The 20,388-nt window shown below is 57.2% G+C and carries 16 protein-coding genes; 11 read left to right on the top strand and 5 right to left on the bottom strand.

From position 1 onward, the window contains the following. The first annotated feature begins 10 nt into the window (after positions 1–10). Both ACR0EV_RS03455 and ACR0EV_RS03450 read left to right on the top strand, forming a co-directional pair. The gene (locus tag ACR0EV_RS03455) at positions 11–1,156 is read left to right on the top strand and encodes an HlyD family secretion protein (RefSeq protein WP_480798801.1); all 1,146 of its coding nucleotides are present in this window, start codon (positions 11–13) and stop codon (positions 1,154–1,156) included. A gap of 11 nt (positions 1,157–1,167) precedes the next feature. Continuing rightward, the gene (locus ACR0EV_RS03450) at positions 1,168–2,718 is read left to right on the top strand and encodes an efflux transporter outer membrane subunit (protein WP_480798800.1); all 1,551 of its coding nucleotides are present in this window, start codon (positions 1,168–1,170) and stop codon (positions 2,716–2,718) included. 2 nt (positions 2,719–2,720) lie between these two features. On the opposite strand, the gene mprF is transcribed toward ACR0EV_RS03450, so the two are convergent. Both mprF and ACR0EV_RS03440 read right to left on the bottom strand, forming a co-directional pair. Continuing rightward, positions 2,721–5,330, bottom strand: a complete 2,610-nt coding sequence (gene mprF, locus ACR0EV_RS03445; protein ID WP_480798799.1) for a bifunctional lysylphosphatidylglycerol flippase/synthetase MprF — start codon at positions 5,328–5,330, stop codon at positions 2,721–2,723. Positions 5,331–5,430: 100 nt separating this feature from the next. Next, on the bottom strand, positions 5,431–5,859 hold the full coding sequence (locus tag ACR0EV_RS03440; protein WP_171089554.1) for an Lrp/AsnC family transcriptional regulator: 429 nt from the start codon (positions 5,857–5,859) through the stop codon (positions 5,431–5,433). 86 nt (positions 5,860–5,945) lie between these two features. Between ACR0EV_RS03440 and rocF the strand changes: the two genes are divergently transcribed. Continuing rightward, positions 5,946–6,866 carry an arginase gene (gene rocF / locus ACR0EV_RS03435; RefSeq protein WP_480798798.1) on the top strand — a complete coding sequence of 307 codons (921 nt, stop codon included), beginning with the start codon at positions 5,946–5,948 and terminating at the stop codon, positions 6,864–6,866. Beyond that, positions 6,866–7,909 carry an ornithine cyclodeaminase gene (locus tag ACR0EV_RS03430; RefSeq protein ID WP_480798797.1) on the top strand — a complete coding sequence of 348 codons (1,044 nt, stop codon included), beginning with the start codon at positions 6,866–6,868 and terminating at the stop codon, positions 7,907–7,909. The genes rocF and ACR0EV_RS03430 overlap by 1 nt, the downstream gene beginning before the upstream one ends. 137 nt (positions 7,910–8,046) lie before the next feature. Here ACR0EV_RS03430 and ACR0EV_RS03425 read toward each other — a convergent pair whose 3' ends face one another. The 3 genes from ACR0EV_RS03425 to dctP all read right to left on the bottom strand — a co-directional run bounded on the left by ACR0EV_RS03425 (position 8,047) and on the right by dctP (position 11,162). Next, the gene (locus ACR0EV_RS03425) at positions 8,047–9,450 is read right to left on the bottom strand and encodes a TRAP transporter large permease (RefSeq protein WP_480798796.1); all 1,404 of its coding nucleotides are present in this window, start codon (positions 9,448–9,450) and stop codon (positions 8,047–8,049) included. Between the two features lie 3 nt (positions 9,451–9,453). After that, entirely contained in the window at positions 9,454–10,083 is a 630-nt protein-coding gene (locus ACR0EV_RS03420; RefSeq protein ID WP_480798795.1) for a TRAP transporter small permease, read from the bottom strand. A 62-nt stretch (positions 10,084–10,145) separates the two neighbouring features. After that, entirely contained in the window at positions 10,146–11,162 is a 1,017-nt protein-coding gene (gene dctP, locus ACR0EV_RS03415) for a TRAP transporter substrate-binding protein DctP (protein ID WP_475195930.1), read from the bottom strand. Positions 11,163–11,568: 406 nt separating this feature from the next. Here dctP and acs point away from each other — a divergent pair, with 406 nt between their 5' ends. The 7 genes from acs (at position 11,569) to ACR0EV_RS03380 (ending at position 20,378) form a co-directional block, all read left to right on the top strand. Then, positions 11,569–13,533: an acetate--CoA ligase gene (acs, locus tag ACR0EV_RS03410; protein ID WP_480798794.1), complete on the top strand. Its 1,965-nt coding sequence runs from the start codon at positions 11,569–11,571 to the stop codon at positions 13,531–13,533. A gap of 7 nt (positions 13,534–13,540) precedes the next feature. After that, the gene (locus ACR0EV_RS03405) at positions 13,541–14,224 is read left to right on the top strand and encodes an adenylate kinase (RefSeq protein WP_480798793.1); all 684 of its coding nucleotides are present in this window, start codon (positions 13,541–13,543) and stop codon (positions 14,222–14,224) included. Between the two features lie 179 nt (positions 14,225–14,403). After that, on the top strand, positions 14,404–14,688 hold the full coding sequence (locus ACR0EV_RS03400) for a DUF4212 domain-containing protein (RefSeq protein WP_171174533.1): 285 nt from the start codon (positions 14,404–14,406) through the stop codon (positions 14,686–14,688). A gap of 15 nt (positions 14,689–14,703) precedes the next feature. Then, a complete protein-coding gene (locus ACR0EV_RS03395) occupies positions 14,704–16,488 on the top strand; it encodes a sodium:solute symporter family protein (protein ID WP_171089537.1) in 1,785 nt (594 codons plus the stop codon). Between the two features lie 108 nt (positions 16,489–16,596). Then, positions 16,597–18,420 (top strand): putative nucleotidyltransferase substrate binding domain-containing protein, encoded by a 1,824-nt coding sequence (locus ACR0EV_RS03390; RefSeq protein ID WP_480798792.1) that lies wholly within the window; start codon positions 16,597–16,599, stop codon positions 18,418–18,420. Positions 18,421–18,444: 24 nt separating this feature from the next. Next, positions 18,445–18,963: a hypothetical protein gene (locus ACR0EV_RS03385; protein WP_171234094.1), complete on the top strand. Its 519-nt coding sequence runs from the start codon at positions 18,445–18,447 to the stop codon at positions 18,961–18,963. A 2-nt stretch (positions 18,964–18,965) separates the two neighbouring features. Further along, on the top strand, positions 18,966–20,378 hold the full coding sequence (locus tag ACR0EV_RS03380) for a 3'-5' exonuclease (protein WP_480798791.1): 1,413 nt from the start codon (positions 18,966–18,968) through the stop codon (positions 20,376–20,378). Positions 20,379–20,388 lie beyond the last annotated feature (10 nt).

Genomic DNA, 20,388 nt, shown 5'->3' with positions numbered 1-20,388 from the left:
AGCAAGACCCATGTTCGTCGCCCTTGGCATCACTCTTTTTTACATCATTTTTGTCTGGCTCATTTTCTTCAAGCTGGAATTGCTGAAATTCAACATTGCCTGGGGCATCGTCTCGTTCTGGGTGGGTGCACACCTGCTGCTGATCTTTCTTGTGGCTTTGCGCTTCTTTCAGCCCTTTTCGGCAGACAGCCATGTAGTGCGTTCAACGATACAGATCGTGCCCAAACTGACGCAGCCCACGATTTTGACCGAGGTACTGGTTGAGCCGAACACTCAAGTGACCAAGGGTGACCCGCTTTATCGCTTCGATGACACTGTGTTTTCTCTGGCAGTCGACAATGCCAAGGCGCAACTGGTCGCGGCCGAGCAAAACGCCAAAATTCTGGAACAGGATGTCATCGCCAAAACCGAAGCTGTTGAGCGGGCGAATGCCCAACTGGCCTATGCAATAACCGAACAGGCCCGGTATGAAAACCTGGTCCCGGCCGGTGGCGCACGGCAGGACGAGCTGGACCGTTGGAACGAACAAGTGGCCGAAGATCAAGCCGGCGTAAAACAGGCCGAGGCCAATTTGAACAAGGCTCAGCTGGCGCTGGAGTCGCAGATTGACGGTGTGAACACCGGCATTCTCCAAGCGCAGGCGCAACTTTCCGAGGCTGAGTATTTTCTGGAAAACACCACCATCTACGCACCTGAAAACGGGATGATCGTCTCGCAACAGGCGCGTCCCGGCCTGGTTGTCGGTGACGTCCGCCTGGGCGCGATTGCCAGTTTCGTAACCGAGGACAACCCCTATATCCTAGCCACCTTCCGTCAACAGAACCTCAAATTTGTCGAGCCGGGTCAAGAGGTTGAGGTAGCACTAGATCTTTATCCCGGTGAAATTCTGACCGGCAAGGTCGAGGCAATCTGGTGGGCGACCCGGCAGGGGCAATACCTTCCTTCGGGACGTCTGCCCGGCTTCGAATTGCCCAAGCTGCCAGGTCGAATTGCGGTGCAGATCAATGTCGATTTACCCGAGGGGCACACTTTCCCAGCGGGCGGCCATGCCGCCGTTGCGATCTATACCGGCCAGGGAAAAAGCTTTGAGTTCCTGAGGCGTATCAACATTCGCCTCTATTCCTTTGCCAACTTCATCCGACCGCTGGATATCTGAGGATGCGTAACATGACACTCCGCCGGTTGCTAGGAACTGCCATTTGCGCCGCAACCCTCGCGGCCTGCGCGCCCGTGGGGCCGGATTTCGTGCGCCCGAACTCTCCGGTCGTGAAGCAATGGATCGAGGTCAACAACCCCAGCACCGGCCAAAGCGGCCTGACATCGCGCAGCGCACCCGTGGTGAAATGGTGGGAGACGTTCAATGACCCGACTCTCAACAGGCTGATTGCCGAAGCTTATGCGCAAAACCTGACCCTTCAAGTCGCCGGTGCGCGTGTGTTGCAGGCCCGTGCGCAGTTGGGCATCGCGTTCGGCGAACTTTATCCGCAATCGCAGGCCATTGGCGGGTCGTTGCAACGACGGCAGATCAGCGACAATCTTGGACCCATTGCCGATATCAACCGCATCATTCCGCTGGATACGGAATTTTCGACCTCGCAAGTCGGCTTCGATGCCCAGTGGGAGCTGGACGTCTGGGGCGCACAGCGGCGCGGGGTGCAAGCCGCGCGGTCTAATCTGGCACTTCAGGTGGCCAACTACGACGACGCTTTGGTGACACTGACCGGGGATGTGGCTGCTTTGTACGTCAATATCCGCGCGTTACAGGAATCTTTGGCGGTCGCCCGCGATAACATCAAGTTGCAGCAGGAATCTGCAGATCTGACCCAGTTGCGTTTCAATAACGGTGTCACCACCGAATTGGACGTGCAGGAGTCCACCGCCCTGCTCAACAACACCAAAGCCTTGGTGCCCGAGTTGGAAAGTGACTTGCAACAAACCAAGAATGCCCTGGCCGTGCTGCTGGGTGTCACGCCGTCCCGGATGACCAGCCTGTTGGGGAACTCGGGCCGCATCCCGTCCGCGCGGACAAATGTGGCTGTGGGTGTACCCGCCGAACTTCTGCGCCGCCGCCCGGATGTGCGGGCCGCGGAGCTGGCTGCAGCAACGCAATCCGCGCAAGTTGGTATCGCGATGGCGGATCTGTATCCGCAATTCGTGCTGTCCGGCTCGATTGGCCTACAGGCTTCGGGCGGGCGCGACCTGTTCAGCGGCAACAGCACCACAGGTCTCGCCAGCGCTGGCGTCGTCTGGAACGTGCTGAACTATGGCCGCATCAAGAACAATGTCCGCGCACAAGATGCCGCCTATCAAGCGCTGATCGCCAATTACCAGAATACCGTTCTGACCGCGTATTCCGAGGTTGAAAGCGCCATGGTCGCTTATGCTCAGGCACGTAAACAGGTTGGGTTCTATCAGCAAAGCGTCGACGCCTCGCGCAAGGCGGCTGAGATTGCGGTCAGCCAATACACGGACGGCATTGCCAGCTATTCGCGTATCCTGAACACGCAAACCGCTCTTCTGCGCTCACAAGCCAATCTGATCGAAGCGCGTCAGCAAGTGTCCAGCAATCTGGTCGCGGTTTACAAAGGGTTGGGCGGCGGTTGGCAAATCCGTCAAAATCAGGAGTTTCTGCCCGAGACCGTGTTGGCCGAAATGGCCTATCGTACCGATTGGGGCGATCTGCTGCAGAAAACCCCAACCGGTGCCAGCCTGAACTGATCCTACTTTGTCAGCCCGCGCAGCCCGCCCGAGATCAGGATGTTGACCTCATACAAGATACGCGGCGCGGCCAACCCGCCGGGGCTGGCCAGATAATTCGGGCTCCATTCCGGGTCGAACTTCTGCTTGAAGCTGCGTAAGCCCTCGAAATGATAAAACTGTTCGCCATGCTCATAGACGAACCCGCCTATCCGGTTCCAAAGCGAGGCATGTTGCCGGTTTTCGATGCCCGAAAACGGCGCAGCCCCCAGCGAGAACCAGTGAAAGCCCTGTTCCGAACCCCAAACCATCATCTCGGCAAACAGCGCGTCCATCACAAAGCTGGGGCTGTCCGGCTCATAGCGCATCAGGTCCAGCGACAGCTCGGATTTGTTGCCGCCCTGAAACAGGTTGGCAAAGGCCTTGATCTTGCCTGTGTTTCCATCGCGCAATACCGCATGGTCGAAATAAGACAGGTACTGATCGTCAAATCCACCAAGCGCAAATCCTTTTTCGGCACCGGCCTTTTGCTCCAGCCAATGATCTGAAATTTCGCGCAATTCTGGCAAAACCGGTGCCAGTTTTTCCTTTGGGATAATCTCGAACACATAGCCTTCCCGCTCGGCCCTGTTCTTGGCTTGCCGGAACCGTTTGCGCGACTTTCCGTCCAGCGAGAAATCTTGCAACGGCACCCGCGCTACCTCGCCTATTTTCAGGATCGATAGACCCAGATCCAGGAAGGTCGGCAAATACTTGGTCGAAACACTATAGAACGCACACAGCTTTCCTTCACGATCCGCCATTTCCCGAAGCTGCCAAATCAATTGGCGGCCTGCGACCTCATCCCCTACTGGCTCTCCTTTTGAGATCACCGCGTTGCCTGTATCAGCATAAGCAATGAAGGCCGTTTCATCCGGTGAGATCAGGAATTGCTTGTCGCCTGTCAGCGAAATCTGGGACTCGGTATCCTCGCTCTCCATCACCAACCGTTCGACAACCTCGGGGATTTCGGTGCGTTGTGGTATTGGAATTTCGCGTCCGAACAGAGAGTTCACGGCCACAATGCCCACTATCACAGCCACAACAAGACTCGAGCGTAAGAACCTCGAAGCGTCGCCATTCCAGGCAAACTCCCACCACAAAGCGTTTTGGTATTCCACGTGGGAATACGCGAACAGCCCTATCCAGAAAATGACCGCCAGCAACACAACAACACTGATCAGCCATGGGATGTTCAGGCGGAAAATCGAAGCGCCGCTGACCCTGTAAAACGCTCCACGGAACAGGGCCAAAACACCTATTGTTCCCAACATCGACACCGCTTCGTGCGTGTCCAAACCCTTGGCAAGCGAGGCGAAGAAGCCCGCCGCCATCAACAACATCGCCACCACCCACGCACGGTAGAGCTTGCGGAACAAGCCGCGCGAAACCAGTAAAAGCAGAACACCAATGGCGCTGCCTACCAGATGCGAGGCCTCGACAAAGGACAGCGGCAGAACATCTTTTAAAACACCAAGGTTCTGTGACCCTGCAGGCAGCGCTCCTGACACCAGCAGGATCACACCGGCCACCGCTGCGACACCGGCCGCAACAATCGGCACCATTGGTCGGATCGCGCGGTACACCCAGGTTGCAGCCCCGCTGATCCGGTGGCGTTGTGTCAGTGCCGACGCCACAGCAATCGACAGGCTGGCCACTGCAAACGGAATGAAAGTGTAAGTCACCCGGTACAGCAACAACGCTGCAATAACATCCGACCGTCCTGACGCGCCCAGCCCAGCGATCAGCGTTGCCTCGAACACACCGATCCCACCCGGTGCATGGCTGAGGATGCCCACAGCAATGGCCGCGATGTAAATCGTGAAGAAATACGGGTAGCCAACGCCCAGATCATCCGGCATCAGGACATACAGCACCATAGACGCGCCAAACAGATCACCGATCGCCGCCAGCGTCAAAAGACTAGCGAGTTTTCCGCCCGGCAAGTTGAATCCCACACCTGCCAATGAAAACCGTCTGCCACCGCTGGACAACCAAATGAAGACGAAAACCAGCGCCCCCAGCAAACTCAGCCCTATGGCGGTTTCCACCGTTGTGCTGACCGGCACCACCTTGGAAATTCCATCAGGATGAAAGGTCAACAGTAGACCCAGAATTAAAACCAACCCCATCCAGAACGCGACCCACGAGGTCGCAATCACCCCGGCCACGCGCCCCAGATCCAGACCAAGCGACGCATAGATCCGATAACGGATCGCAGTGCCGGTTATGTAAGAAAAACCCAAGCAATTTGATACGGCGTAACCACTCGCCCCAGCCATTCCGGCCACCGGCAAGGGCACTTCGCCCTCAGCTACGCTTTGCACGGCAAACACATCATAAAGTGACAAGGACAAGAAACTGAACGCCGTCCAGCACAGCGCAATGAACATCAGTTTCCAGGACGTCGCCGCGATATCGCCTTGTACATCAGACCATTTCACATGCGCCGACAACTCGTGCAAAACGGTCAGGGCGATACCGGTTATGACAATGGGTATCGCGATGCGCAGCCAGGGTTTTTCAAGAATTGCTGTAATTCGTTCCGCCCATTGCACGGCCAGCGGTTCGTCAGTTTTCTGCGAAGTGGTCATGCTGTACGTCCCTGCCTGTTAGCAAATCCAATCGACCTAGCGATTGCTTTGATATCTTTTGCCCAGAAACTCTGGCACAAATTGTTTTGATCTCAAAGCACTAGAGCCGCCCCTTTCGCGTGGACAGCAACAGATTCGTCTCGGATCGTGTGATGCCGTCGAAGCGGCGGATTTGAAACAGAACTTCATCTAGTTCGGCCAGGGTTTCGGCAGAGATCTCGGCGATCAAATCCCAACTGCCATTTGTTGAATGCACCGCCGTAACTTGCCGCAGCGCCGCTATCCGCGCCATGACACGCTCTGTCCCGCGCCCTTCAATCTCCAGCATCATCAATCCACGCACCGGGCTTTGCGCCAAATCCCTTCGGGTCAGAACGGTGAAGCCAACAATTTCACCGGACTGCTTCAGCCGTTGCAACCTGCTGCGCACCGTTGTGCGCGTCACGCCCAGCGTTTCTGACAGCTCAGACAGGCTGGCACGCGCGTCACGTTGCAACGCATTGAGCAATCGATTATCCAAATCGTCCATATTATTTTCTCATTAAGGACTTTCTTGACCCATTTTGAGCATTTTGCTGCCTTCACGCAAGACACTCTGCCAGCCTAAATGAGCATATGGACATGAAAACTATTATTTTGGTGGGCGTCCCCATGGACGCCGGAAAACGCCGTCAAGGATGCCGGATGGGTCCCGACGCTTATCGTGTGGCCGGGCTGCAAGAGGCTTTGACCGATCTTGGCCATTCCGTTCAGGACCAGGGTGACGTGACCCCGGAAGAGACAGGCTTGACCGACCACCCTCACCTCTTTTCTTTGCCCGAATGTGTGGGCTGGACCAGCGCTCTCAGCGCGGCGGCGCAGGCTGCCGCTCGTCAGGGCGTGCCTATTTTCATGGGCGGCGATCATGCATTGTCCATGGGCACCGTCGCCGGGATGGCCGCATATGCGGCGCAGGTCGAACGGCCTTTGTTTGTGCTGTGGTTGGACGCTCACAGCGACTTTCACACACCAGACAGCACAGGCAGCGGCAACCTGCACGGAACGCCTGTGGCTTATTTTACGGGCAGACCGGGTTTTGATGCCTTCCCGCCCCTGTCTGCCACGGTCCCAACGGACCGCGTTGGAATGATTGGCCTTCGCTCTGTCGATCCAGCTGAACGTTCAGCGCTCGAGCAGGACCACGCCATGCTGGCCGACATGCGCAGTATTGATGAGCATGGGATAAAGGCACCTCTGTTGGCCTTTCTCGACCGCGTGCGCGCCGAAAATGCCTTGCTGCATGTGTCGCTGGATGTTGACTTCCTCGATCCAGCCATAGCGCCTGCCGTTGGCACTACGGTTCCTGGCGGGGCGACCGAGCGCGAAGCTCATTTGGCGATGGAATTGCTGCATGAAAGCGGGCTGGTCAGCTCCTTGGATCTTGTTGAATTGAACCCGTTTCTGGATGAACGCGGTCGCACCGCAAAACTAATGGTCGATCTGGCCGCCTCGCTTATGGGCCGCCGCATCTTTGATCGCCCCACCCGGAGTTTCTGATGACCCAACCTTCTGACAAAGCCCTCGTGCCGTTTGTATCCGTCGACAACATGATGCGATTGGTTCATCACATCGGCGTCGAGCAGATGATCACGCAGATCGCCGCACAGATCGAAGCCGATTTCAAACGATGGGAGAGTTTTGACAAAACCCCACGTATTCCGGCGCATTCACCGCATGGTGTGATCGAGTTGATGCCAACTTCAGATGGTGAGGCTTACGGCTTCAAATACGTGAATGGCCATCCCAAGAATACCTCAGAAGGTTTGCAAACAGTCACGGCCTTTGGCCTGTTGGCGGATGTCTATACTGGCTATCCAACACTGCTGACCGAAATGACGCTGCTGACCGCCCTGCGCACAGCCGCAACATCGGCGCTGGTGGGGCGCTATCTTGCCCCGGCAAACGCTACTACGATGGCCATGATCGGCAATGGCGCACAGTCTGAATTCCAGTGTCTGGCCTTCAAAGCCATGTGCGGGATCAGTACCGTCCGGCTTTACGACACTGACCTAAACGCAACCGCAAAATGTGCGAAAAACCTGCAGGGCAAGGGTTTGACTGTTGCTCCCTGCACGACGCCGGAAGAAGCCATCGAGGGCGCCCAGATCATCACCACCTGCACCGCGGACAAGAAATACGCGACGATTCTGACCGATAACATGGTTGGTCCCGGTGTTCACATCAACGCAATCGGTGGCGACTGTCCGGGCAAAACAGAACTGCATCGCGACATCCTGCTTCGCTCAGATATTTTTGTCGAATATCCCGAGCAGACCAGGATCGAGGGTGAAATTCAGGCGCTGGACGCGGATCACCCGGTTACCGAGATGTGGCAGGTCATCACCGGTGCCGCCAAAGGGCGCGTCGATGATCGTCAGATTACTTTGTTCGACAGCGTAGGTTTCGCGATCGAAGATTTCTCAGCCCTGCGCTATGTGAAACAAGTGATTGAAGGCACACATTTCTTCGAGCCGTTGGATATGCTGGCCGATCCCGATGATCCGCGCGATCTGTTCGGAATGCTGATGCGCGCCGGGTAAGGCACGGTCATGGGGGCTCTGCCCCCGCCGCGCTGCGCGCGCCTCCCCCGAGGTATTTTCAGCCAGATGAAGATTGGATCCCTTGCTTCATCTGGCCATAAATACCTCGGAGCGCGAGGCAGAGCCTCGCTTCCCTGCTAACCCGCAAGCGACGGCAGATAGAGCACAATCCCCGGGAATGCCACAAGCATTGCGATGGTCATCGCATCGGCGATGAAGAACGGTGTCACGCCTTTGAACACGTCCTGAACGCTCAGGTCCGGCCGCACCCCGGCCACAACAAAGCAGTTCAGCCCAATGGGCGGCGTGATCAGGCAGAACTCGGCCATCTTGACCACCAAAATACCAAACCAGATGGCGCACATCGGGCCAGACATGCCAAAGGCGCTCTCGGCTGCGCTCACAGTTTCACCTCCGTTCAGGGCCATGACCGCTGGATAGACGACGGGCAATGTAAGCAGCAGCATCCCAATCGCGTCCATGAACATGCCCAGTACTGCATAGGCCAGAAGGATGCAGATCAGGATCATCATCGGCGACATCTCAAGCCCGGTGATCCAATCAGAAAACGCGCCGGGAAGATCTGCGAAGCCCAGAAACCGCACGTAGATCAAAACACCCCAGATGATCGAAAAGATCATCGCCGTCAGTTTGGCAGTTTCCAAAAGCGCGGATTTGAATTCCTTCCAGCGCATTCCGTGAAACAGGGCGAAACAGAACACAATGAAGGCCCCGATCGCGCCACCTTCTGTGGGCGTGCCCCAGGCTTTGTCTCCGAACGGGTTGTAAACAAAGCAGATGATAATCAGGATCACAGCCACAATCGGAATAGCACCGGGTAATGCTGCGAAGCGCTCTTTCCAGGTAAAGCCTGTGACAGGCGGGCCGACGGTTTTGAAGATCACTGCAATCCCGACAATCAGCATACCATAGATGATTGCGGAAAACGCACCCGGGATGAACCCGGCCAACAGCAGCTTGCCCACGTCCTGCTCGACTATGATGGCGTAGATCACCAATATGGCCGAGGGCGGGATGAGAGAGGCCAGTGTGCCACCCGCAGCGACAACACCCGCTGCAAAGCGTTTGTTGTAGCCCACTTTCAACATCTCAGGGATTGCGATGCGGGCAAAAACGGCCGACGTAGCGACTGACGCCCCGGACACAGCGGCAAAACCTGCCGTTGCAAAAATCGTAGACACGGCAAGCCCGCCCGGAACCCAGGCCACCCAGCGTTTGGCAGCTTCGAACAAGGCGCGCGTCAGACCCGCGTAGTAGGCAAGATAGCCAATCAGGATGAAGGTCGGGATCAGGCTGAGTGTATGGGCTGCGACCTTGGAATGCGGTACCTGCCCCGCGGTCTTGACCGCAACCGTTAAAGCTTTGCCAAAGCGGTCCGGGTCATATCCAAATTTGGCCCAGAAAATCCAAACCAACCCAACTAAACCTGCAAGCCCGGCTGCAAAGGCCACGCGCATACCGGCAACGACCAGAACGAGCAGACCACCTGTGACCCACAGGCCAATATCAATCGTGTCCATGCTCTAGTCCTGCCCTTCGAACTGCTCGGCCTCTGCCGCCGCTTGGGCCGCAGCGTCCTGAAGGAGCGGCACCGCCACAGGGGTCTCGAGCCCCAGCACAAATGCACGCCCATAGCCCCACACCTGAAGCACCAGCCGCGCGCACAGCACTGAAAAGGCGACGGGTGCCAGCAGCTTGGCAGGCCATAGGGGAATACCGATGTCGATGGAACTGTCCCGGCTCCAGAGCGGCGCACCAAAGTCAAAGGATCTGTCGAAATGGGACCAGCTGCCCCACACCAAAGCAAGCATTAGAACGAGGATCAGGAGCACCGAGATCAGCTCGAACAGCCACAAGGCCCGGCCGTTAAGCCGCGAGATGACAATATCCATGCGGATATGCCCGCCGTCGCGCTGCACAAATGAGATGCCCAGAAAAGCAATCAAAGGCATCGCCTGTTCGATCCAGTCGACATAACCGGGCAACGGCGCGTTCATTGCGTTGCGCCCGCTGACGGAAACCACGGCCAGTACCATCAGGCCAAAAACCGCCAGACCGCTGATCAATGCAAGAAAGCGCTCGAGCTTCAACAAATGCCGGTCCAGCTGGCTCAGACGGCTTCCGTCTTCCAGCACCGTGGCCTGTCCTGCCATTCCGGTCGTTCCTTGTTATTTGAGAGAGACCGGGCACCCGACGGGGCACCCGGCCCAAAGGATCAGTTACCGCCGCGCTGCTGCTGCAGTGTGGATTGAACCAGATCATACAGATCCTGAGCCGGCAGCCCCTGATCCGACATATCTGCAATCCATTTCTCGCGGATCGGATCTGCGGCTTTGGTGCGGAACTCTTCGATCACGGCGTCGTCGATCATGACCTTCTGCACGCCCTTTTCCTCAAGGACGCTGTCCCACTGTTCAAGCAGACCGCCGTAGTTTGCCAGGTAGTGATCGATCGCCTCGTCAATCGAGCTGTCCAGCGCTTCGCGATGCTCGGCAGGCAGCGCTTCGTAGGCGTCTATATTCACAACCACAGGACAGTTCACCGTGCCGGGGTTCAGGTTGGCCGTCCACCAATCGGCCTCATTGATGGTACCGAAAGACAGATGCGCGTGTTGGGCGAAGGCCACCGTGTCCACAACACCCGATTCCATCGCGTTGAAGGCTTCGGTCGCGGGAACCGAAGTCGGCACACCGCCCACAGCCTCAAAGGCCTGACCCAAACCACCGGTTGCACGAACCCGCATTCCATCAAATTCCGCCAACTGATCACGAGGTTCGCCCGTGCCCACGATATTATACTGGGGCATAGGTGAAGTCATAATTATGCGGGCATTCCACTGCGCCATCTCATCCTTTACTGCTGGATGGTCGTACACCGCGTGGCTGACGGCGACCTCTTCTTCAAGGTTGTTCACACCAAGGAACGGCAGTTCCAGCACAGTGATCGCCCGGTTTTTGTCGCGGTGATAGCCAGCGCAGAACTGAGCCATCTCGAACGCCCCGATTTCGATGCCGTCCAGATTTTCACGTGGCTTGGACAAGCCTCCGTAGCTGACGTTGATCGTGAAGTCCCCGCCGGTCTTCTCATTGACCAGTTCCGCGAGCTTTTCGACATGTTCAGTGAACGCGCGGCGCTTGCCCCAGACAGAAGCGTTCCACTCGGTCGCGGCAGCTTCGCTAACAAACGCAAAGCTCAGGGCGGCAACGGCGGCACCGCTCAACATCTTATTCATGATTTTCTCTCCCTTTGACGCGCCTCTTCCCGAAACGCTTGCAAAAGAAGCTAGCGCCAACATTCAGATGTGCCAACCCTGAGGATTGCGTATGTGCTCTGTGCGGACGTTGAGAATTGCAACAGGCAAGGTCGGACTTCGGTGTATCAGCGTAAAACAACCGAAAGTAGTTGTTACAAGCAACACCCTGTTTCATATGTATTTTTACAAACATCCGCCCGTATATTTACAAATATGAAAAATTCATAAAAATTTCTTTACAAACAAATCCAAAGATTACGGCAATTTATTTATTTATTTTCTGATCCCGGTAATACTTCGATTGGGGAGGAACGGGATCGACTTTGCTAAACAATCGGGCAAGATCGTCCCAACGTAATCCAGTCCAGAGGGAGGAGCCTCAACGATGACTACCGCTGCCCAGGCAGATGCCAAGACATATCCGCCATCCGCAGAAACCGTCGCCCGTGCGCATGTCGATGCCGCAAAATATGCCGACATGTACGCAGCCTCGATCAGTGACCCAGACACGTTCTGGGGCGAGCAAGGCAAGCGCGTCGACTGGATCAAACCCTTCTCAACGGTAAAGGACGTCAACTACGACTTCGGTTCGGTCAAGATCAACTGGTACGCCGATGGCACACTGAACGTCTCGGCCAACTGTCTGGACCGTCACCTAAAGACCCGTGGCGACCAAACCGCGATCATCTGGGAGCCGGACGATCCAAACGATCCGGCGCAGCATATCACCTACGCTGAACTGCACCGCCGCACCTGCCGGATGGCCAATATCCTGGAATCGCTGGGAGTTCGGAAGGGCGACCGTGTTGTCATCTATCTGCCGATGATCCCCGAAGCCGCCTATGCCATGCTGGCATGCGCGCGGATCGGGGCCATTCATTCAATCGTATTCGCAGGCTTCTCGCCCGATGCTCTGGCCGCCCGGGTCAACGGGTGCGACGCCAAAGTCGTTATCACTGCCGACGAAGCGCCACGCGGTGGACGCAAGACGCCATTGAAGTCGAACGCTGACGCAGCGCTGCTGCACTGCAAAGACTCGGTGAAGTGCCTGGTGGTCAAGCGAACCGGTGGTCAGACCACATGGATCGACGGGCGCGATTACGACTACAATGAAATGGCGCTTGAGGCGGACGACTACTGCGCACCCGCCGAGATGAACGCCGAAGATCCCCTGTTCATTCTTTATACTTCCGGTTCTACCGGACAGCCCAAAGGCGTTGTGCACACCACTGGCGGCTATCTGGTCTATGCCTCAATGACGCATGAGATCACCTTCGATTACCACGAAGGCGATGTATACTGGTGCACGGCGGACGTAGGTTGGGTCACGGGCCACAGCTATATCGTCTATGGCCCGCTGGCCAACGGTGCGACTACGGTGATGTTCGAAGGCGTTCCGACCTTCCCGGATGCCTCGCGCTTCTGGCAGGTTTGTGAAAAGCACAAGGTCAATCAGTTTTACACCGCACCAACGGCGATCCGTGCCCTGATGGGTCAGGGCAACGAGTTTGTCGAAAAATGTGACCTCAGCGATCTGCGCACACTGGGTACCGTGGGTGAACCGATCAACCCCGAAGCCTGGAACTGGTACAACGATGTTGTCGGCAAGGGTAAATGCCCAATCGTGGATACATGGTGGCAAACCGAAACCGGAGGTCACTTGATGACCCCCCTGCCCGGTGCTCACGCCATGAAGCCGGGTTCGGCCATGAAACCGTTCTTTGGCATTGAACCGGTGGTGCTGGACCCGCAGTCGGGTGTTGAGATCGAAGGCAACGGCGTCGAAGGTGTTCTGTGCATCAAAGACAGCTGGCCCGGTCAGATGCGCACCGTCTGGGGTGATCATGAGCGGTTCGAGAAGACCTATTTCTCGGATTACAAAGGCTACTACTTCACAGGTGACGGTTGTCGCCGTGATGAAGATGGCGATTACTGGATCACAGGCCGCGTGGATGACGTGATCAACGTGTCCGGCCACCGTATGGGCACGGCCGAAGTAGAAAGCGCTCTGGTGGCGCATGCCGCTGTCGCTGAGGCTGCTGTTGTGGGCTATCCACATGAAATCAAAGGACAAGGCATCTATTGCTACGTCACCTTGATGAATGACCGCGAGCCTTCGGACGAGCTGTTGAAAGAGCTGCGCACATGGGTCCGGACCGAGATCGGCCCGATTGCTTCGCCGGATGTGATCCAGTGGGCCCCTGGCCTGCCCAAGACCCGCTCGGGCAAGATCATGCGCCGTATCCTGCGCAAGATTGCCGAGAATGACTTTGGCAGCTTGGGTGACACGTCGACGCTGGCCGATCCGTCGGTTGTCGAAGACCTGATCGAAAACCGCGCAAACAAGTGAGGATGTGATGGACGCTGCCACGATCACCACACCCGCCGTTCTGATCCTTCTCGGCCCTCCGGGCGCCGGGAAGGGCACACAGGCGCGAATGCTGGAAGAAAAGTTCGGGCTGGTTCAGCTCAGCACCGGCGACCTGCTGCGCGAGGCCGTTGCGGCCGGAACTGAAGCAGGTCTTGCCGCCAAAGCCGTCATGGAAGCAGGCGATCTGGTCAGTGACGACATCGTCATCGCCATCCTGCGTGACCGCATGGCCCAGCCAGATTGCGCCAAGGGCGTTATTCTGGACGGCTTTCCGCGCACAACGGTTCAGGCCGAAGCGCTGGACGAACTGCTCGCGTCGAACAATCAGAAGATCAACGCCGCGATCAGTCTTGAGGTCGAAGACGCCGAAATGGTGATCCGCATCTCGGGTCGCTACACCTGCGCCGGCTGCGGCGAAGGCTATCACGACACGTTCAAGAAGCCTGCGGAAGACGGCAAATGCGACAAATGTGGTCACACTGAATTCAAGCGTCGCGCGGATGACAATGCCGAAACCGTGGCGTCACGGTTGGCAGCCTATCACGCACAGACCGCGCCGCTGATCACCTATTACGAAAGCCATGGCGTGCTGCAACGCACCAATGCCATGGGCAAGATTGAAGACATCGCCCGCGACCTGGAGGATATCGTCAGCGGCGCGATGAAGTAAGGGGAGGAGATTGGCCGCAAGGCCTTGATCCTTAAAGGAATACTTCAATGAACCGCCTTGGCGGAACAGAGAAGTTTTGCCGGGCGTCACGGGGCGTTTGGTAACATCGAGAAGCGGTCCGCGTTACTGGAGGATTTGGGCACGGGCCGCCCAACGAGGAAGCGAAGGAGGAACCCGCAATGGCGGATCATTCAACAAACTCCGCGCAGGCGTCCGAAGCCGATAAGGGCTATTGGCAAGCAAACCTGCGCCTCATTTACATCAGCCTCGCGATCTGGGCGCTGGTGTCGTTTGGATTCGGCATTCTGCTGCGTCCGTTGCTGTCGGGGATCGCCGTCGGCGGAACCGATCTGGGCTTTTGGTTCGCACAACAGGGATCGATCCTGGTCTTTCTGGTGCTGATCTTCAACTACGCCTGGCGCATGAACAAGCTAGACGCCGAATTCGGCGTAGACGAAGAATAAGGGAGAGCGGGGACAATGGATCAGTTTACCATCAACCTGCTGTTTGTTGGCGCATCATTCGCGCTATACATCGGCATCGCGATCTGGGCCCGCGCGGGGTCCACATCAGAATTCTACGCCGCCGGTCGCGGCGTTCACCCGGTCACCAACGGTATGGCGACAGCGGCGGACTGGATGTCGGCGGCCTCGTTCATCTCGATGGCGGGCCTGATTGCCTTTACCGGCTATGACAACTCGACCTTCCTGATGGGTTGGACCGGTGGTTACGTGCTGCTGGCTCTGCTGCTTGCGCCTTACCTGCGTAAGTTCGGCAAATACACCGTCTCGGAATTCATCGGTGATCGTTTCTACAGCCAGACCGCGCGTGTTGTTGCGGTGATCTGTCTGATCGTTGCTTCGGTGACTTACGTGATCGGTCAGATGACCGGTGTGGGCGTGGCCTTTGGCCGCTTCCTGGAGGTATCCAACACATCCGGTCTGCTGATCGGTGCTTGTGTGGTCTTCGCATATGCGGTGTTTGGCGGGATGAAAGGTGTTACCTACACCCAGGTTGCTCAGTACTGCGTGCTGATCACAGCCTACACCATCCCGGCGATCTTCATCTCGCTGCAGCTGACCGGCACGCCGATCCCTGCTCTGGGTCTGTTTGGTGACACCGCCAGCGGTGAGCCCCTGCTGACCAAGCTGGACGCAATCGTGACCGAGCTGGGCTTCAACGAGTACACAGCACACCATTCGAACACGCTGAACATGGTTCTGTTCACGCTGTCGCTGATGATCGGTACCGCCGGTCTGCCGCACGTGATCATGCGCTTCTTCACCGTGCCGAAAGTGTCTGACGCACGTTGGTCGGCTGGCTGGACTCTAGTCTTCATCGCCCTGCTGTACCTGACCGCCCCTGCGGTTGGCGCAATGGCGCGTCTGAACATCACCGACATGATGTGGCCCAATGGTGGCATCGACGGTGGCGCTGTCTCGGTCGAGGAAATCGACACCGATCCGCGCTATGACTGGATGAAAACCTGGCAGAAAACCGGTCTTCTGGATTGGGAAGACAAGAACGGCGACGGCAAGATCCAGTACTACAACGACAAGTCCGAAGCCATGACCGCAATCGCGGAAGAAAAGGGCTGGGTTGGAAACGAGCTGACCAAGTTCAACCGTGACATCCTGGTTCTGGCCAACCCCGAAATCGCCAACCTGCCGGGTTGGGTGATCGGTCTGGTCGCGGCAGGTGGTCTTGCGGCTGCTCTGTCAACCGCTGCGGGCCTGTTGCTGGCGATCTCGTCGGCTGTGTCCCACGACCTTGTCAAAGGTGCGATCAACCCGCAAATCTCTGAAAAGGGTGAACTGCTGGCTGCACGTATCGCAATGGCCGTAGCCATCGTTGTCGCAACCTACCTGGGTCTGAACCCACCCGGATTTGCGGCGCAAACCGTGGCCCTGGCATTCGGTCTGGCGGCAGCCTCGATCTTCCCGGCGCTGATGATGGGGATCTTCTCGACCCGCATCAACAACACCGGCGCGGTTGCAGGTATGCTGGCTGGTCTGGTTGTGACCCTGGTCTACATCTTCCTGCATAAGGGCTGGTTGTTCATTCCGGGCACCAACTCGTTCACCGATGCTGACCCGCTGCTGGGTCCGATCAAGTCGACCTCGTTCGGCGCAATCGGTGCGATGATCAACTTTGCGACTGCCTACGTTGTTGCAGGCATGACCAAAGAGACTCCGCAGGAGATCAAGGATCTGGTCGAAAGCGTACGCATTCCCCGTGGTGCGGGCGCAGCTCAGAACAAATGAGCTTGATGCGGTCGTTGGTTCTTGCCTTCGACCGCGTCTTTCGATCCACTGTTCCCGCCCGGCACACCACTGGGCGGGATTTTTTAACCAGAACACCGGAGACAAACCATGCCCCTGTCCCATGATGAAATTGCCCGGTTTCTGAAATCCGTTCACCCCTATGACGCGTTGCCTGCCGACGCCCTGGATCAGATCGTCAAACAGATCGAGGTCTGGGAAGTTGAGGAAGACGCCTCGGTCTATGAGTTGGGCCACAAGTTGCCCGGGGTGTTCGTGATCTATGAAGGGCAGGTTGAAATTACCGATGAGAACGGTGCTATCGTTTCTCACCTTGGATTGCGCAACTCCTTCGGCGAGAGGGGTCTTCTGAAAGACGGCAAGGCCGCCACCAAAGCCCGCGCGCATACACCGTCGGTCCTGATGGTTCTGCCACCGGATCTTGTGCGGAGTTTGATCGACAACCATGATGTGGTGGCAAAGTTCTTTGATCGCACACGTGGCGACCGCAGTGGTCCGCAAAGCCTGGCCACCAGTTCGATTGACGTGCTGATGGCACATAATCCGGCTACCTGCCCCGCTGACACGTCGGTTCAGGATGCCGCGCGGATCATGCGTGACAAACATATCTCGTCGCTCTGCATCACGGACGGAGACAGCTTGCAGGGCATTGCGACCCTGCGGGATATCTCGGGCAAGTACGTTGCAGACGGCCTGCCCGCCTCTACGCCCATTTCCGAAATCATGACGCGAAATCCTGTGACCCTGTCGCCCAGCGATATCGGGTCGGATGTGCTGCACATCATGATGGAGCGCGGCATTGGCCATATCCCGATTTCCGAAGGTGGTCGGCTGGTTGGGATCGTGACCCAGACCGATCTGACCCACTATCAGGCGGTGAACTCGGCAGAGTTGGTACGCCGTATCGCGCAGGCTGACACCGCCGAAGAAATGGCCCGCGTGACCGAAGAGATCCCGCAGCTTCTTGTACAACTGGTTGCTGGCGGAAACCGGCACGAAATTGTCACCCGCCTGATCACCGATATCGCGGATACGGTCACGCGCCGCCTGCTGGCACTCGCCGAAGCGAAGCTCGGCCCGGCACCGGTGCGCTACCTGTGGCTTGCTTGTGGGTCTCAAGGCCGGCAGGAACAAACGGGCGTATCGGATCAGGACAATTGTCTGATGCTGGATGACAGCGTGACCGACGCAGACATGGCCTATTTCACCCAACTGGCCAAATTCGTCTCGGACGGGTTGGACGTTTGCGGGTATTTCTACTGTCCCGGCGACATGATGGCGACCAATCCGCGTTGGTGTCAGCCGGTGCGCGTCTGGCGCGACTATTTCAAGGGCTGGATCGCCAAGCCAAGCCCCGAAGCGCAAATGCTGGCGTCGGTCATGTTCGACCTGCGCCCCATTGGAGGGGCGTTTGAGTTGTTCTCGGACCTGCAGGCGGACACGTTGGCGGCAGCAAACGCAAATTCCATTTTCGTCGCGCATATGATTTCGAACTCGCTGAAACATACGCCTCCGCTGGGGCTGTTACGCGGATTTGCCACGATCCGCTCGGGCGAACATCGCAACACGTTGGACCTTAAACACAACGGGGTCGTCCCGATCGTTGATCTGGCACGGATTTACGCATTGCAGGGCGAGTTGACCGAAGCCAACACACGGGCCCGCCTGAAAGCGGCCGAGGCCAGCGGTGTCCTTAGCCCGTCTGGCGCTCGGGATCTGCTGGACGCTTACGACCTGATCGCTGAAACCCGGCTGGAACATCAGGTTCGGCTGGTCAAATCAGGCGAAAAACCCGACAATTATCTGCCGCCGTCCGAACTCTCGGACTTTGAGCGAAGTCATCTACGCGATGCGTTTGTTGTGGTAAAAACAATGCAGTCGGCGGTTGGTCACGGTAAGGGTATGCTGGGCTAAGACCCCCAAGAACGGAGAGACCACATGTTTCTGGAATTGATCGGCACTATCTTTGCGGGCTTCGCATTTGCGGGCGTCGTGCTTGTGCTGAACAAGCTGACCGGTGGGCGCTTGCCGAAATGGACCACCCCGGTTGCGGCAGGTCTGGGCATGATCGGCATGACCATTGCAAGCGAATATTCCTGGTACGACCGCACCCGCGATCAACTGCCGGATGAAATGGCCATCGTGCAAGAGGTCGAAAGCCGTGCTTTCTATCGCCCCTGGACATACGCGGTACCCTTCGTAGATCGTTTTGCCGCCATTGATACGATATCGGTTCGCAGCAATGAAAACGTTCCAGATCAAAGACTTGTCGACCTATATTTCTTTGGCCGTTGGGCTCCAGTTTCAAAAGTGCCGGTGGCCGTCAACTGTGTTGAAAATAGCCGTGCCAATCTAGCAGACGGTGCGGAATTCGCTGATGACGGGCGTTTGATTAACGCGGACTGGATTTCAGCCGAAGCCAACGATCCAATTATCGAGACCACCTGCGGGGTCTGATCATGCTCACCAAATTGAGCCTGCGGCTCAGGATTTTTCTGTTTTTTTGCCTTCTGGCACTCGGAGGGATCGCGATCAGCGCAGTCGCCCTTTGGATCACCTATGCCCGAGCGGACAATCCCGGGCTTTTGAGCGACTTCATCTTTGCAGAAATCCTTATCGCGTTTGGATTGTTGGCTTTGATTGCTGGCGTATGGCTGTTGTTCGACGACAATGTTGCCAAGCCGATCGAACGCCTTTCGGCTCAATTGCGGGCACGCGCGCATGCCGGGGTCAGCACGGATCTGGACATGCAAGCGGCGCGCTATCTTGGCGATCTGGCCCCGGCAGCAGCGGGACTGGCGGAACAGGTGGCGTCAAATGCGATGCGCACTGCCGAAGCCGTAGCCTCTGAAACCGCGCATCTGGCGGCTGAGAAACAACGCCTTACCGCCCTGTTGACCGAGATTCCGGTCGCGATGTTGCTGGCCAGCCCAAAACACCAGATTGTGCTGTATGACGGTCAGGCTGCCGAGGTTTTAGCCCAAATCGCACATCCGCGTCTGAATGCATCTCTTTTTGAATACCTCGAAACCACGGGCCTCACGGATGCCTATGCCAAACTGTGCAAAACCGGCAAGGACGTTTATTGCACCCTATCCAGTGTGGATGGTCGTCAGACCTACTCCGCCCGGATGAAACCTCTTGGGGACGCGCCCGGTTATATGTTGGTCTTCGAAGACAGCGCCGCCCAAATGTCACCTGACGAGGCGCGCCCGCTGGTTTACGATTTCGAACTTCTCGACACACCTGGGGACGATGCGTTCGAAAACCGCACATTGTCTGACCTGTGTTTCGTGGTCTTCGATACCGAGACAACCGGGCTGTTGCCGCACAAGGATGAAATCGTACAGATCGGCGCGGTGCGCGTACTGAACGGCAGGATAGTTCAGGGCGAGCACCTGGACATGCTGGTCAATCCGGGCATTCCGATACCACCTGCATCAACCAAGGTGCACAAAGTCAGTGACCGTATGGTTCAGGGTGCTCCAGACATCACTGAGGCCGGGCGCGTATTTCATCAGTTCGCCCGCGACGCTGTGATCGTGGCGCATAACGCACCTTTTGACATGGCTTTTCTGCGACGCCACGCTCAGCGCATGGAAGTTGAGTGGGATCACCCGATCCTCGACACCGTTCTACTGTCTGCCGTGCTGTTTGGTGCCAGCGACACGCACACGCTGGATGCACTCTGCGAACGGTTGGAAATCACCATTCCGGAAGCCCTGCGTCACACGGCGCTTGGCGATGCGGTAGCTACAGCTGAAGCACTGATCAAGATGCTGCCGATCCTACAGGCGCGTGGCCTGACCACCTTTGGCGAAGTCATAATCGAAACCCGAAAACACGGGCGTTTGCTGGAAGACCTGAACTGACAGTTTAAAT

Source organism: Ruegeria sp. CF8 (assembly GCF_056537285.1).
The sequence above is the reverse complement of the archived record's forward strand: the minus strand, read 5'-3'. Positions and strand labels throughout refer to the sequence as shown.